At 58.7% G+C, this 15,140-nt stretch carries 14 protein-coding genes and 1 pseudogene; 8 read left to right on the forward strand and 7 right to left on the reverse strand.

Annotated elements, in window-relative coordinates; translation table 11 throughout:
• Window positions 1-65: 65 nt before the first annotated feature.
• Together ACP7A2_RS22160 and ACP7A2_RS22165 are read right to left on the reverse strand one after the other, a co-directional pair.
• Window positions 66-704, reverse strand: coding sequence for a peroxiredoxin (locus ACP7A2_RS22160; RefSeq protein ID WP_300631409.1), 639 nt, complete (start codon window positions 702-704; stop codon window positions 66-68).
• A gap of 273 nt (window positions 705-977) precedes the next feature.
• Window positions 978-2,348 (reverse strand): OprD family porin, encoded by a 1,371-nt coding sequence (locus ACP7A2_RS22165; protein ID WP_426135959.1) that lies wholly within the window; start codon window positions 2,346-2,348, stop codon window positions 978-980.
• Window positions 2,349-2,719: 371 nt separating this feature from the next.
• On the opposite strand from ACP7A2_RS22165, the pseudogene ACP7A2_RS22170 reads away from it, so the two are divergent.
• A pseudogene (locus ACP7A2_RS22170) lies at window positions 2,720-3,254 on the forward strand (hypothetical protein).
• 132 nt (window positions 3,255-3,386) lie between these two features.
• On the opposite strand, the gene argA reads toward ACP7A2_RS22170, so the two are convergent.
• Both argA and argE read right to left on the reverse strand, forming a co-directional pair.
• Complete coding sequence (gene argA, locus ACP7A2_RS22175) at window positions 3,387-4,685, reverse strand: amino-acid N-acetyltransferase (protein WP_426135960.1); 1,299 nt, start codon at window positions 4,683-4,685, stop codon at window positions 3,387-3,389.
• A gap of 135 nt (window positions 4,686-4,820) precedes the next feature.
• A complete protein-coding gene (gene argE / locus ACP7A2_RS22180) occupies window positions 4,821-5,969 on the reverse strand; it encodes an acetylornithine deacetylase (protein WP_426135961.1) in 1,149 nt (382 codons plus the stop codon).
• Window positions 5,970-6,127: 158 nt separating this feature from the next.
• On the opposite strand from argE, the gene ACP7A2_RS22185 reads away from it, so the two are divergent.
• The gene (locus ACP7A2_RS22185) at window positions 6,128-7,495 is read left to right on the forward strand and encodes an inorganic triphosphatase (protein ID WP_426135962.1); all 1,368 of its coding nucleotides are present in this window, start codon (window positions 6,128-6,130) and stop codon (window positions 7,493-7,495) included.
• A gap of 115 nt (window positions 7,496-7,610) precedes the next feature.
• Here the strand turns inward: ACP7A2_RS22185 and ACP7A2_RS22190 are convergent, their stop codons facing one another.
• A complete protein-coding gene (locus ACP7A2_RS22190; protein ID WP_426135963.1) occupies window positions 7,611-8,081 on the reverse strand; it encodes an Lrp/AsnC family transcriptional regulator in 471 nt (156 codons plus the stop codon).
• 127 nt (window positions 8,082-8,208) lie between these two features.
• Between ACP7A2_RS22190 and ACP7A2_RS22195 the strand changes: the two genes are divergently transcribed.
• The 6 genes from ACP7A2_RS22195 to ACP7A2_RS22220 all read left to right on the forward strand — a co-directional run bounded on the left by ACP7A2_RS22195 (window position 8,209) and on the right by ACP7A2_RS22220 (window position 13,463).
• Window positions 8,209-8,547, forward strand: a complete 339-nt coding sequence (locus ACP7A2_RS22195) for a hypothetical protein (protein ID WP_426135964.1) — start codon at window positions 8,209-8,211, stop codon at window positions 8,545-8,547.
• An 81-nt stretch (window positions 8,548-8,628) separates the two neighbouring features.
• Window positions 8,629-10,320 (forward strand): GspE/PulE family protein, encoded by a 1,692-nt coding sequence (locus tag ACP7A2_RS22200; RefSeq protein ID WP_426135965.1) that lies wholly within the window; start codon window positions 8,629-8,631, stop codon window positions 10,318-10,320.
• Window positions 10,321-10,397: 77 nt separating this feature from the next.
• Entirely contained in the window at window positions 10,398-11,318 is a 921-nt protein-coding gene (locus ACP7A2_RS22205; protein WP_078739672.1) for an SPFH domain-containing protein, read from the forward strand.
• A 10-nt stretch (window positions 11,319-11,328) separates the two neighbouring features.
• Window positions 11,329-11,775: an NfeD family protein gene (locus ACP7A2_RS22210; protein WP_348062318.1), complete on the forward strand. Its 447-nt coding sequence runs from the start codon at window positions 11,329-11,331 to the stop codon at window positions 11,773-11,775.
• Between the two features lie 68 nt (window positions 11,776-11,843).
• Entirely contained in the window at window positions 11,844-12,158 is a 315-nt protein-coding gene (locus ACP7A2_RS22215; RefSeq protein WP_057723397.1) for a DUF2388 domain-containing protein, read from the forward strand.
• A gap of 162 nt (window positions 12,159-12,320) precedes the next feature.
• Window positions 12,321-13,463 carry a DegT/DnrJ/EryC1/StrS family aminotransferase gene (locus ACP7A2_RS22220; protein ID WP_426135966.1) on the forward strand — a complete coding sequence of 381 codons (1,143 nt, stop codon included), beginning with the start codon at window positions 12,321-12,323 and terminating at the stop codon, window positions 13,461-13,463.
• Between the two features lie 68 nt (window positions 13,464-13,531).
• Here ACP7A2_RS22220 and gcvH read toward each other — a convergent pair whose 3' ends face one another.
• Both gcvH and gcvT read right to left on the reverse strand, forming a co-directional pair.
• On the reverse strand, window positions 13,532-13,915 hold the full coding sequence (gene gcvH / locus ACP7A2_RS22225; protein WP_426135967.1) for a glycine cleavage system protein GcvH: 384 nt from the start codon (window positions 13,913-13,915) through the stop codon (window positions 13,532-13,534).
• 53 nt (window positions 13,916-13,968) lie between these two features.
• Entirely contained in the window at window positions 13,969-15,051 is a 1,083-nt protein-coding gene (gene gcvT / locus ACP7A2_RS22230; protein ID WP_426135968.1) for a glycine cleavage system aminomethyltransferase GcvT, read from the reverse strand.
• Between the last annotated feature and the right edge of the window lie 89 nt (window positions 15,052-15,140).

Below are 15,140 nucleotides of genomic sequence, written 5' to 3' on the forward strand. Positions count from 1 at the left end.
CCGGCTCCCACAGGGGAATGCGCCCACTGTGGGAGCCGGGCTTGCCCGCGATGGCGGTCTCAGCCTTAACGGTTAGGCTGTGGGGTAAGCCGCAGATACGGCTTCACCGCGCGATATCCCTTGGGAAAGCGCTTCTTGATCTCTTCCTCGTCCTTGAGCGACGGCACGATCACCACTTCATCACCGTCCTGCCAGTTGGCGGGCGTGGCGACCTTGTGGTTGTCGGTCAATTGCAGCGAATCAATGACCCGCAGAATTTCGTGGAAGTTACGGCCGGTGCTGGCCGGGTAGGTGATGGTCAGGCGAATCTTTTTGTTCGGGTCAATCACGAACAACGACCGCACCGTGAGGGTGTCACTGGCGTTCGGGTGGATCAGGTCGTAGAGGTCCGACACTTTGCGATCGGCATCGGCCAGGATCGGAAAGTTGACGACGGTGTTCTGGGTTTCGTTGATGTCTTCGATCCACTTGTGGTGCGAGTCCACCGGGTCGACTGACAGGGCGATCGCCTTGACGCCGCGCCTGGCGAATTCGTCCTTGAGCTTGGCGGTGAAGCCCAGCTCGGTGGTGCACACCGGGGTGAAGTCGGCCGGATGGGAAAACAACACGCCCCAGCTGTCGCCCAGCCATTCGTGGAAACGAATGGTGCCGGCGCTGGAATCCTGTTCGAAGTCGGGGGCGATGTCGCCCAATCTTAGGCTCATGGTGTGGCTCCTGATGAGTGCTTATGGAGCCCACTGTGCATGGGTTGATGATTATTTAAAAAGAATAAATATCGATTTATTTAGACGATAAGGAAATATTAAAAATCTGTTCATTGGACGCCGCAACGGCCGAGGAGCACCATTGAATCCAAGGTTCGAGAAGGCCTTGAGACGCTGTACAAAGAGGGGATTCGGGGAGGGCTTGCGGGGGTTGAGCCCGACCTGAAAGCAACATACCTTGCCCGGCATTGCGCCGGGCAAGGCTTAACGCAGTTACTTGAACGCGTAGCTGTAGCTGACGATTACGCGGTTTTCGTCTTGATCGCGCGCGGCAGCGACATCGTTGCGCCACATAGCGTTTTTCCAGGCGACACCGAGGTTTTTCAGCGGGCCTTCTGGGATCACGTAGGCAACAGTGATGTCACGTTCCCACTCGGACTGGCCAGTGAACTCGGCACGGCTGCCGTTGACGGTATCGATATCAGTACCTTTGAGGTACACGACACCGGCGGTCAAGCCAGGCACGCCAACCTTGGCGAAGTCATAAGCGTAACGAGCTTGCCAGGTGCGTTCGCCGGCACGGGCGAACTTGGCGATCTGCATGTCAGTGGTGATGTAGGCAGACGAACCGTCGCCCTGGTTCAACCAAGGGAAGTCGCTGCTACCGTTGCTGACCTGGTAACCACCACCGAAGGTGTGGCCGGCAACGGTGTACAGGAACAGGCCGCTGTACAGGTTGTTATCGACCTTGCCGCGACCGGAGTTGACGCCGCTGTAGTTGCCCGAAGAGAAGTAGGCGGATTCGTTGCCGTTCTTACCGTCATCGGAGCTGTTGAAATAACGCAGGTCAGATTTCAGTACACCCGGGCCGATAGCCCAGTTGTGGGTCAGACCCAGGAAGTGCTGCTTGTAGAAATCTTCCAGGTTGCCGTAGTAGTACTGAGCCGTCAGGTCCTTGGTGATCTTGTAATCACCACCGGCGAAGTAGAACTTGTTGCTGTCACGCCAGCTGGCGCCACGGCTGTTTGCACCCGAAATGGACAGGTTGTCAACGTTGCTGGAGTTACGACCTTTGGCCTTTTCGATCTGACCGGCAACCAGCGTCAGGTCTTTGATATCGTTCGAAGTGATCTGGCCACCCTGGAAGGTCTGCGGCAGCAGACGACCGTCGTTGGTCACGATAACCGGCAGCTTGGGTTGCAGAGTACCCAGCTTCAATTCGGTTTGAGAGATCTTGGCTTTGGCAGTCAGGCCCAGGCTCGAGTAGTTATCAACAGCTTCGCCGTTGGACTTGCTCGGGAACACAGTGCCGCCGTAGGAACTGGCAGTGGCGCCGTTGGTGCCGCCGCCCGAATCCAGACGCACGCCCAGCAGGCCGATAGCATCGAGACCGAAGCCGACGGTGCCCTGGGTGAAACCGGAGATGAAGCGCAGATCGAAGCCTTGGCCCCATTCTTCTTGCTTGCTCTGAACACCGGCGCGCTTGTTGGCTGCAGTGCCAGCAGCGGAGTCACGGTTATCAGTGTTGATGTAAAAGTTACGCAGCCCCAGCGTAACCTTGCTGTCATCGATAAAACCGGCGGAGTTTGCCTGTTGGGCAATCGCAGCTACAGCCACGGCCAACGCCAATGTTGACTTCTTCATGTACCGCTCCTCTCATTTCTAATTTTTGTATTTCTTAGGTCCCGGGTCTGACGCCCTGGATCCACAGATGCGCGATTAGCGCCAGATAGTGACTACCAAGTCAATCGTAACTTCGTTTGTCTACTACCTTGGTCTAATCGCAGTTGATTTGGTCCCTGCAGGGTAATGAGTTTTTCATACACCCAAAAAGAATTGTTTCATCCTTTTTCATACGATTCAGGAATAAGCATTTACACGGCACGAACGGGTCAGCGTGGACCTACGCGCACCATAAGCTAATACCTGAACGGTATTTACTCGCCTTTTTTTAGATCGATTAGTGTGGCCGTACTGTTGCATACGTCACCCACGATCAAAAAGGCGACGCCATCATGGCCAGTGGCACATCCTCCCGTCAAATTGTTACAGTTTTTGTGTCACTAATTCTTTCTTTTGGTGTCAGAGCCGCCGGTTCAACAGTGGGCCGAAGGTAGTCACCGCCATCGTCTCCGGCGACATGCAACTCGACAACCTGGGTTCCAGCCCCTCGCAACGGCGGCTTCACGCACTCTACCGATCATGGCGTTTATCGTATCGGCGCAGATCAGTACTTCTGAAGCCTTGGTGGTGCGCAAGGATTTTGCGGAAAAACATCCTGACGTGGTTGCCAGGTTTGCCAATGTCACGCTGGATTTTTTTGCCGACTATGCCGCGCGCAAAGACAGCTGGACGGTGGATTCGGAGCCCGTGCAGAAAATCGCCAAATTGACAGGTTCCAGTGCCGAACTGTTGGCGGGCATCACGTTCCCGAATGCTCAGGCACAGCAAACCGATGCGCTGCTTAAAGGCGGCACGGCGAAAGCGATTGGGGAGACGGTGTTGCCGGATTACTCGGCCGTTGTGACCAACAAATTTATCCGCCAATAAATGCAATCAACTGTGGGAGCTGGCTTGCCTGCGATGCTGACACCCCGGTTTTTCAGTAACACCGAGGTGATGCTATCGCAGGCAAGCCAGCTCCCACAGAAGCCCGCTTTGTATTAGATAACTAAATTGGGGTTAAAGCGCCTTCTCGAAGATTTTCGAATTACGCTGATAGTTGTACAGCGACGCCCGCGCCGATGGCAGGCGATCCACGCTGCTCGGCACAAAACCACGCTCCCGGAACCAGTGGGCGGTGCGGGTAGTCAGCACGAACAACGTCTTTAACCCCTGCGCCCGCGCGCGCGTTTCGATACGTTCCAGCAACTCATCACCGCGCCCGCCGTGACGGTACTCCGGGTTTACCGCCAGGCACGCCAACTCACCGGCGTCCGAATCAGCGATCTGGTACAGCGCCGCGCAGGCGATGATCATGCCTTCGCGTTCGACCACGCTGAACTGCTCGACCTCGCGCTCCAGCACTTCCCGCGAACGGCGTACCAGAATGCCCTGCTCTTCCAATGGGCTGATCAGGTCAAGCAAACCTCCGACGTCTTCAATCGCCGCCTCGCGCACCAGTTCGAATTGCTCCTGGGCCACCAGCGTACCGCCGCCGTCCCGGGTGAACAGTTCGGTGAGCAAGGCGCCGTCTTCGGCATAACTCACGATGTGGCTGCGCCCTACCCCGCCACGGCAAGCCTCGGCGGCAGCGTCCAACAGTTCCGCCTGGTAGTTGCTGCCCAGGCGCAACAGGTGTGCCGGCACTTGTTGCGGGCGCAGTTCACGCACCAGTCGGCCATGTTCATCAATCAGGCCGAGGTCGGCGCCAAACAGCAGCAGCTTGTCGGCGCCCAGGTCGATGGCGGCGCGGGTGGCGACGTCTTCGCAGGCCAGGTTGAAGATTTCACCGGTAGGCGAATAGCCCAGCGGCGACAGCAGTACGATGGAGCGCTCGTCCAACAGGCGGTTGATGCCTTTGCGATCAACGCGGCGCACTTCGCCGGTATGGTGATAGTCCACGCCCCCGAGCACGCCGATCGGGCGCGCCGTCACCAGGTTGCCGCTGGTCACACGCAGGCGCGAACCCTGCATCGGCGAGGACGCCATGTCCATGGACAAGCGCGCTTCAATGGCGATACGCAAGTGGCCGACGGCGTCGATCACACACTCCAGCGTCGCGGCATCGGTGATGCGCATGCCTTCGTGGTAAACCGGGGTCAAGCCGCGCGCTTCAAGACGGGCTTCAATTTGAGGGCGCGAACCGTGGACCAGTACCAGCCGCACACCCAGGCTGTGCAGCAGCACCAGGTCGTGGACGATATTGCCGAAGTTGGGGTGTTCCACACCGTCGCCGGGCAGCATGACCACAAAGGTGCAGTCCCGGTGAGCATTGATGTAGGGCGAAGCGTGACGAAGCCAATTAACGTATTCGGGCATAAAACCTGGGCCTGTAATAAAAAGCAGCCGAAAAAGGATGATTCGTGAAAGCGCACAACGGGCTGATGGTTATCGTCGGAACAGGCTTGGCGACACGCTCGCTCTCCTTCTATGTACGAATGGGCAGGGGTTAATTTACGCGGGTTTCAGGCAGTAATGCTCAATCAGTTCGCGCAATAGACGCACTGTAGGCGTCAACCGTGACATTTCGAGGTACTCGCCCGGCTGATGGGCGCAGGCGATATCGCCAGGGCCTAACACCAGGGTTTCGCAACCGAGGCGCTGAAGATAAGGCGCTTCGGTGCCGAACGCTACTGCTTCGGCACGATGACCGGTCAATCGTTGTGCAACTCGCACCAGCTCGGCGTCTTCAGCTTGCTCAAACGGCGGCACTTCGGGGAACAGCGGAGCGTAATCAATCTTCACTTTGTGCCGTTCGGCCAAGGGTTCGAGCTTCTGGCGAATGGCGTTGCGCAGCACCTGTGGGTCCATGCCCGGCAAGGGCCGCAGGTCGAACTCCAGGGAGCACTGGCCGCAGATGCGGTTGGGGTTATCGCCGCCATGGATGCAGCCGAAGTTCATGGTCGGTTGCGGCACGCTGAATTGCGGGTTGCGGTACTCGCGCTGCCAGGCCAGGCGCAGGCCGCGCAGTTCGCCGATGGCGTCGTGCATGGCTTCAAGGGCGCTGTGGCCCAGGCTTGGATCCGATGAATGGCCGCTTTGGCCGAGAATGTCGATGCGCTCCATCATCACGCCTTTGTGCAGGCGAATCGGCTTGAGCCCGGTCGGCTCGCCGATGACTGCGGCGCGGCCCAGCGGGCGCCCCGCTTCGGCCAGCGCACGGGCGCCGGACATCGAGCTTTCTTCATCGCAGGTAGCAAGAATCAGCAGCGGTTGCTTGAACGGTTGGTCCAGCAACGGCAACACAGCTTCAATCGCCAGCGCGAAAAAACCCTTCATGTCGCAGCTGCCCAGTCCTACCCAGCGGCCGTCGACTTCCGTCAATTTAAGCGGATCGGTCTTCCACAACGCGGCGTCATACGGAACGGTATCGCTATGCCCCGCCAGCACCAGCCCGCCGGGGCCGCTGCCGAAACTCGCCAACAGGTTGAATTTGCCGGGGCTGACTTGTTGAATGTCGATGGCGAAACCCAAATCGCCCAGCCAACTGGCGAGCAAATCAATCACCGGGCGGTTGGTCTGGTCGAGAGACGCTTGGGTGCAACTGACCGAAGGCGCGGCAATCAATGCGGCGAACTGCTCTTTCATGGACGGTAATGGCATGCGCGGTCTCTCAACTTCACGGATGAGCCCCACTATAGAGCCATCTGCACGACACAATAAACCGTTGCGGCACGTTGCCGGGCTCAGTCCTGTACACTGCACGACCTTGGCAGCCACTCTTTTTCCCGGCTGCGCTCCCGATCCTGGATTTTCCGGCCATGCAGAAAGAAACCGAAATCAAGCTCCGCGTCAGCCGCGAAACACTCGCCGCGCTGCGTGAGCACCCGCTACTGAAAAAACGTAACAAAAGTGGCTGGGAACGCCGTGAGTTGATGAACCAGTACTTCGACACCCCCGAGCGCGACCTGGCCCAGGCCAAAGTCGCCCTGCGCCTGCGCAAGGACGGTGACGAGATCATCCAGACCCTCAAGACCCGCGGCCAAAGCATCGCCGGCTTGTCGGAACGTAACGAGTACAACTGGGACCTGGCCAAAGCCAAGCTCGACGTGAAGAAGCTCGACGGCGAATGCTGGCCCGAGCAACTGGCCGAGCTGGACAAAAAGACCCTCAAGCCAATCTTCACCACCGACTTTGTGCGTGAACGCGCCGAAATCGCCTGGGGCCGTGGCAAGGCCAAGGTGGTGATCGAAGCCGCTTTGGACCTGGGCCATGTGGTGGTCGGCAAGCAGAAAGAAGAAATCTGCGAGCTGGAGCTGGAGCTGCGTGAAGGTGAGCCGGCTGCCCTGCTGGAACTCGCCGCCGAATTGGCCGCGACCCTCGCGCTGATGCCGTGCGATATCAGCAAGGCCGAGCGCGGCTACCGCCTGTACGACGCCAGCAGCTACTCCCTGAGCCTGCCGGCACCCGATGTTCACGCCGAAATGCCGTTGGACGATACCTTCGCCGCGATCATGTGGCACTTGCTCGGCAGCAGCCAGCGCCTGGCCGAACAGTATCGGTTCAACGGCCACTGGCGCCTGCTGCAGGATTGGGTCGACAACCTTGGCGAATTGCGCGCTCTGATCGGCAGCCTGGGCCAGGCCGCACCGCGTCAATCCACCAGTGAACTGCGCAGCGCACTCGATGCCTTGTTGGAAGACTGGCGCCCGCTGGTACAAGCCGGCGACGACGATGAAGACATCCGCAAAGCCGCGCCGGAACAGTTCATCGAAGAATTGGACGACGTGCGTTGGGGCTTGTTCTCACTGAACGCTTCGCGCTGGTTGCTGGCCCGCACCTGGACCGCCGATCGCAATGTGCGTGGCAACCGCCAGGGCGCCGCGCAAATCACCAACTGGCTGCCGCGCCTGCTGGCCGACGACGCCGTCGCCCTGCAACTGCAGCGCTACCAGCAGCAGCCGGAAGATTTGGCTGAGCAACTGCCGCGCATCGAGCGTATTCAGGCGTGGCTGCACCATGCACGTCAGGTGGTGGACATCCCGGAGCTGGACCGTCTGTACGGCGAGCTGAACAAGTTGGCGCAACTGGCCAACCAGCCGATCACCGATGAGTCGCTGGATGCGCGGATGCATCAGGCGATTGCGGTTTATCAGAACCGCGCCTGGAAGACTTTGCTGCGTCTGTAATCCAACTGACGCCTCGGTCAAAATGTGGGAGCGGGCTTGCTCGCGAAAGCGGTGGATCAGACACACATTCAGTGACTGACACTACGCTTTCGCGAGCAAGCCCGCTCCCACACTGTCAGCGCAATACTGGCAGACTGGTGGTGGACTTGATCTCCGACAACGCCACAATCGAATTCACCTCCTGAATCCCCGGCACCATCGACAACTTCTCAAAGAAAAACCGCTCGTACGCCTCGATGTCCGACGTAACAATCCGCAGCAAAAAATCCACCGACCCCATCAGCACATAACACTCCAGCACCTCCGGAAACCCGCGAATCGCGTCGGTGAATTCCGTGAAGTTCGATCGCCCGTGGGCGTTGAGTTTGATCTCGGCAAAAATCTGCGTGTTGAGGCCAATTTTCTTGCGGTCCAGCAGGGTGACCTGCCCGCGAATCACGCCTTCCTCCTTGAGCCGCTGGATGCGCCGCCAGCAGGGCGACTGCGACAGCCCGACCTGCTCGGCGATCTGCGCACTGGAGAGCGAGGCGTCTTCTTGCAGCAGGGCCAGAATACGGCGGTCGTAGACGTCCAACTCACTGTGCATAAAATTACCTTTTATCGTGATTATTTTGAATTGTTTGATTCGATTATTCGCCAATCAAGCCCATCTTAGGTAAGAAATCTCCCCTGGCGAATGTAAAAATTTCTTCAGTCGAATCTGGAGAGTCAGCATGCACGCCGTAGAAACCGCACAACCCGCCTCCCGCGTCGATGCATGGGCCGTCACCAACCCCCATTGTCAGGCGCATTATCGGATCGTCGCCGAGGCAGAACCGGATGTTTTGTGCCGAGTGCTTAACTATTTTGCCCTGCAGTTTCTGACGCCCCGGCAGGTCTGCGTGAACCGCGACGATGACCTGTTGAACATTGATATCGTGATGGACGGATTGAGCTGGCACCGCGCCCAGGTGATCGGTGAAAAGATTCGAAACCTGATTACCGTGTGCTCGCTGGACCTGTGGCCGGCTGATGCTGCGCGGCCTGAGGCGGTAATGGCCGTCGCTCGGTAAAAGCCTGCAATACACGCCGGGAGGAGGAATGACGGGAGGTAGCTAGCCTGGGATCACACCCATGCTGCTCAGGAATTCCAAATGCCCGCCGCCTTGCCAGATCGTCGACTGGACCTGCAACAATTGCTGCCTGTATTGGTCGAGCAAGGGTTGATTGCGGCGGATTTGGCGCGCCGGTTGTCGACGGTCGTCTCAACCCTGCACCCTCTGGAATGCATAGCGGCCGAGGGGCCTTGCCTGGAAACGCTGATGCAATGGCTTGCCCGTGATGCCGGGCAGCCCTATCTGCGCATCGACCCGCTGAAGATCGACGCGGCGGCGGTCGTGCCCCTGATGTCCCAAGCGTTCGCGCAGCGCCATGCCATTCTTGCGGTAGCGGTGGATGCGCAAACCGTTACCGTCGCCAGCGCACAGCCCTACATCACCGGCTGGGAAAGCGGGTTGGCGCAGGTGCTCAAACGCTCGATTACCCGCGTGGTTGCCAACCCACAGGACATTCAGCGTTGTACCGACGAGTTCTATCGGCTGGCCAAGTCGGTCAGCGGTGCTGATCGAAAGGCCGCGCCACCGGGCCATCCCGAACTGCTCAACCGCGGCGCCAGCGATAAGGAGCCGGATGCCAATGACGCGCATATCGTCAACATTGTCGACTGGCTATTGCAGTACGCCTTCGGCCAGCGGGCCAGTGATATCCATATCGAACCGTGTCGTGATCAGGGCCGCGTGCGTTTTCGCATTGATGGGCTGCTGCACGACGTTTACCAGTTTCCACCCCAGGTCACGATGGCGGTTGTCAGCCGCCTGAAAAGCCTGGGCCGGATGAATGTGGCGGAAAAACGCAAACCCCAGGACGGCCGGGTCAAGACCAAGAGCCCTTTCGGCGTCGAAGTGGAACTGCGCCTCTCCACTTTGCCGACGGTATTTGGCGAGAAACTGGTGATGCGAATTTTCGACCCACAGGTGTTGCTCAAGGATTTTGACCAGCTGGGGCTGTCCGCTGACGACCAGCAGCGCTGGCATGCCATGACCCGTCACAGCAACGGCATCATCCTGGTCACCGGGCCGACCGGTTCGGGCAAAACCAGCACCCTCTACACCACACTCAAGCAATTGGCGACCCGAGAGGTGAACCTGTGCACGGTGGAAGACCCGATTGAAATGGTCGAGCCCGCCTTCAACCAGATGCAGGTACAGCACAACATCGACCTGACCTTCGCCAGCGGCATTCGCGCACTGTTACGGCAAGACCCGGACATCATTATGATCGGCGAGATTCGCGACCAGGAAACCGCTGAAATGGCGATCCAGGCTGCGTTGACCGGCCACCTGGTGCTGTCGACCCTGCACACCAACGATGCGCCCGGAGCGATCAGCCGTTTGCAGGAACTGGGCATTGCACATTATTTGATCAAAGCGACGCTGATAGGCGTGATGGCGCAGCGTCTGGTGCGGCTTTTGTGCCCTCACTGCAAACGCGTGGTGGATGCGCTGGGAACTGTCCACGAGGCTATCGGTTGCAACGAGTGTCGTGACAGTGGCTATCGAGGCCGCGCCGGGCTCTACGAAATCATGGTGGTCGACGAGGCGCTCAAGGCGCTGATCATCCCCGGTGCGGATGCGCAGGCGTTACGCCATGCGGCGCGGGAGAACGGTATGTGCGGCCTGCGAGCCGCCGGGATCAGCAAAGTGCATGCAGGGCTGACAACCATGGCAGAGGTATTACGGGTGACACCTGGGGATTCAGAAACAAATGCTTTGGTCGTTGGGCCATGAAACCGTTCTTATCCCTGACCAGACCGTTACACTCGGGCGAACGTCGTTTCACTGACACCATCAGATAGGGAATCGCTATGCAGATCGGAACCGTACTGCTTCTTTTCGTTGGGTTGGCCGTGGCCATCCTGTTCATGGGCTTCAAGGTGGTGCCTCAGGGCTACCAATGGACCGTCGAGCGTTTTGGCCGCTATACCAACACCCTCAAGCCCGGCCTCAACATCATCATTCCGGTCATGGACCGCATCGGTCGCAAGATCAACGTAATGGAAAGCGTGCTGGATATTCCGCCTCAGGAAGTCATCACCGCCGACAACGCCACCGTGCAGATCGACGCCGTGTGCTTCTTCCAGGTGGTCAACACCGCCCAGGCTGCCTATGAGGTGAACAACCTCGAACACGCCATCCGCAACCTGCTGCAAACCAATATCCGCACCGTGCTCGGTTCCATGGAGCTGGATGCCATGTTGAGCCAGCGTGACGGTATTAACGAAAAACTGCTGCGCACCGTCGATGAAGCCACGGCGCCGTGGGGCATCAAGATCACCCGCATCGAAATCAAGGACATCAGCCCGCCTGCCGACCTGATGGCTGCCATGTCCGGCCAGATGAAAGCCGAGCGCATCAAACGCGCGCAAATCCTCGAGGCCGAAGGCCTGAGAGCGTCGGCGATCCTGACGGCCGAGGGCAAGAAACAGGCGCAGATCCTTGAAGCTGAAGGTAGCCGTCAGGCGGCGTTCCTTGAATCCGAAGCCCGTGAGCGCCAAGCCGAAGCAGAGGCGCGTGCCACCAAAGTGGTTTCCGAGGCCATCGCGTCGGGTAACGTTCAGGCGGTCAACTACTTCGTCGCGCAAAAATACATCGATGCCCTGGGCAAACTCGCTTCCGCCAACAACAGCAAGGTCATCCTGATGCCGCTGGAAGCGAGTCAGATGATTGGCTCCATTGGTGGCATCGGCGAGATCGTCAAGGCCACCTTCGACAACAAGAAAGGCTGAGGCAGTCGCCATGTGGGAATTCCTGCAGCATCTGTCGTTCTGGGATTGGCTGGCACTGGGTACGGTGCTGTTGATTCTTGAAGTGTTCGGCGCCGGTGGTTACCTGTTGTGGATGGGCATCGCCGCAGCAGCCGTGGGCGTCATTAAATTCCTGGTGCCGCCACTCGGGCTGGAATGGCAACTGCTGCTGTTCGCCCTGTTGTCGATCCTCACAGCGGTGTACTGGTGGAGGCGCCAGCGCAGCAGCGCGAAGGTCAGCGACCAACCCGGTTTGAACATGCGCGGCTCCGAGTTAATCGGGCGCACTTTTGTGGTACATCAGGCGATCGTTGATGGTCGGGGCAAGATAAAAGTCGGTGATGGCGTGTGGATGGCGACGGGGCCAGACAGCCCTGTAGGCGCCCAAGTCCGCGTAATTGGGCAGGCTGGGGTCATTTTGCAAGTCGAAACTGTTTAGTCAGGATTGAACTCGATTGGGTTAACTACAATCATAACGTACAGATAACCCACCCGGAGTCACCCATCATGCGTCTCAAATATGCTGTCGCAACCCTTGCTGTGCTTTCCCTCCCTGTCGGTTCAGCGATGGCCGACAGCTTCTGGCGCAATGTCATTTCGTCGGGCGCCACCACCGGCTCGACGTACCTGACCTTCAAGGATCACAAGATGGTGGTTGCCGCCCAGGACGACGCGGGCAGTTTTGTCGCCAGCGACGGCGGCATCCGCGGCCCGTACCTTGAAGCTGCCATGCAGAAAGTCCGCGCCGACAACCCTGGCCTGCAGGCCACGGATATGGAACTGGCCAACGCCATTCTCGCGAAAAATGCTGTCACCGAGTAATACTCGGCCCATAAAAAATGCCGCTGATAAAGCGGCATTTTTTTGCCCGCAATATGACGATTCATTCACGGGCGACAGGCTATATTCAGTCGAGCCGTGCAACCATGCGGTACTGATACGTTTAACACTCATCGCCTAACTGAAACGGATGCCTTCGTCGTCATGAGCCAACAGCCTTTTCTGCCGTTCTCCAAACCTACCATTGATGAGGCCACCATCTCGGCGGTCGGCGATGTACTGCGCTCGGGCTGGATTACCAGCGGGCCAAAAGTGCAGGCGTTCGAAGCACAGCTGTCGGAATACTTTGGCGGCCGTCCGGTGCGCACGTTCAACTCCGGCACATGCACCATGGAGATCGCGTTGCGCATCGCCGGCATCGGTCCTGGGGATGAAGTAATCACCACGCCGATCTCCTGGGTCGCAACGGCCAACGTGATTCTGGAAGTCGGCGCGACGCCGGTGTTTGCCGATATCGACCCGGTCACTCGCAACATTGATCTGGCCCAGGTCGAAGCCGCAATCACCCCGCGTACCAAAGCCATCATCCCGGTGTACCTGGCTGGCTTGCCACTGGACATGCCGATGCTTTACGCACTGGCCAACAAGTACAACCTGCGCATCGTCGAAGACGCCGCTCAGGCCCTGGGCTCCAGCTGGAATGGTGAACGCATCGGCGCTACGGGTGACTTCGTGTCGTTCAGCTTCCAGGCCAACAAGAACATCACGTCGTCCGAAGGCGGTTGCCTGGTGTTGAACAACGCCGAGGAAGCACGCCTGGCCGAAAAATATCGCCTGCAAGGCGTTACTCGTACAGGCTTCGACGGCCTGGATGTGGATGTGTTAGGCGGCAAGTTCAACATGACCGATATCGCTGCGGCCATTGGCCTGGGGCAATTTGCGCATATCGAGAAGATCACTGCACACCGCCAGAACCTGGCAAGGCACTACTTCAAGTGCTTCGGCAGTGACTTTGAAGCGCAATACGGCGCGCAACTGCCGCCGGCAGATTTCGAAAACAGTAACTGGCACTTGTTCCAGTTGGTGCTGCCGGAACGTCAGGATGGCCTGCCAGCACGCGCGACATTCATGGAGCAGATGCAGGCCCACGGCGTCGGCATTGGCTATCACTACCCGCCGATCCACTTGCTGAGCCTGTATCGGGCACAAGGGTTTAAGGAAGGCATGTTCCCTGTGGCGGAAAAGGTTGGGCGTTTGATCGTGTCGTTGCCGATGTTCACGGCCATGACAGAGGCGGATGTGGAGCGGTCTGTAGCGGCAGTTAAAGCTGTACTGAAACCTGAGTAAACCCAATCAACTGTGGGAGCTGGCTTGCCAGCTCCCACATTGGTTTGTGCTGATACTGCTGTCTGCGTTTATTCGCCGATGGCGGCTTTGTAGCCAGCGGCATCCAGCAGCTTTTCAAGGTCAGCAGGGCTGCTTGGCTTGAGTTTGAAGATCCAGGCACCGTACGGGTCGGAGTTCAGCAGCTCAGGGCTACCGCTCAGTTCCTCGTTGACAGCGATTACTTCGCCAGCAATTGGCGCATAGATATCCGAAGCAGCCTTCACCGACTCAACCACACCCGCCTGGCCTTGCGCCTCAAACTGAGCGCCGACTTCAGCCAACTCAACAAACACCACGTCACCCAAGGCTTCCTGGGCATGGTCGGAGATACCGACGGTCACGGTACCGTCAGCTTCCAGACGGGCCCATTCGTGACTTTCGGCAAAACGCAGGTCGGCAGGGATATTGCTCATAGTCTGTGTCCTCAAGAAGAAATGTCAGCGGCCTTTGGCCTGCCGGAACTGTGTTAGATCAAGGTTTTGCCATGGCGCACGAAGGTCGGTTTGACCACTCGAACCGGGTACCACTTGCCGCGGATTTCCACTTCGGCCCGGTCGGCAGTCGCCGTCGGTACGCGCGCCAGGGCAATGGATTTGCTCAGCGTAGGAGAGAAACTACCACTGGTTATCTCCCCTTCGCCAACATTGGCGATACGAACCACCTGATGAGCGCGTAAAACCCCGCGTTCTTCCAGTACCAGCCCGACCAATTTGAACTGCACACCCGCCGCTTTTTCCGCTTCCAGCGCGGCGCGGCCGATGAAGTTGCGTTCGGCGGGCTCCCAGGCAATGCTCCAGGCCATATTGGCCGCAAGCGGTGAAACGTCCTGGTGGATATCCTGGCCGTACAGGTTCATGCCGGCTTCCAGGCGCAAGGTATCGCGGGCGCCGAGGCCAATGGGTGAAATGCCGGCACCGACCAGGTCGTTGAAAAAACCTGGGGCCTGATCGGCAGGCAGGACAATTTCCAGGCCGTCTTCGCCGGTGTAACCCGTGCGGGCGATAAACCAGTCGCCGTCGGTCTGGCCCTCAAAGGGCTTGAGCTGGTGAATCAAGGTGCCGCGAGACTGGGTGACCAACTCGGCGATTTTCTGCCGGGCAAGCGGGCCTTGGATGGCGAGCATGGCCAATTCGGACCGCTCAAGCATCTGTACCGAGTAGCCGCCCAGTTGCGCCTGCATCCAGGCCATATCCTGATCGCGCGTGGCGGCGTTGAACACCAGCCGGTAACCGGTTTCGGTTCGATAGACGATCATGTCGTCTACCACGCCGCCCTGCTCATTGAGCATGGCGCTGTAAAGCGCACGGCCGCAGCCATGCAAACGATCGACATCATTGGCCAGCAAGTGCTGGAGCCATTCCTTGGCCTGAAGGCCTGTGACATCGATCACGGTCATATGAGATACGTCAAACACCCCGCAGTCGCGTCGCACTTGGTGGTGTTCTTCAACTTGCGAGCCGTAATGCAGAGGCATATCCCAACCGCCAAAATCGACCATTTTCGCGCCTAGGGCGAGATGCAGGTCATACAGAGGCGTACGCTGTCCCATGGGTTTCTCCTTCCGGGCGTGGCGAAGGTGCGCGGAGCTGCTGTTTGCGTCTGAATGCCTTGAATTACAAGGCCTGCAGCAACGCCCAG

Source organism: Pseudomonas sp. PWP3-1b2 (assembly GCF_049896045.1).
Classification (GTDB): domain Bacteria; phylum Pseudomonadota; class Gammaproteobacteria; order Pseudomonadales; family Pseudomonadaceae; genus Aquipseudomonas; species Aquipseudomonas antarctica_B.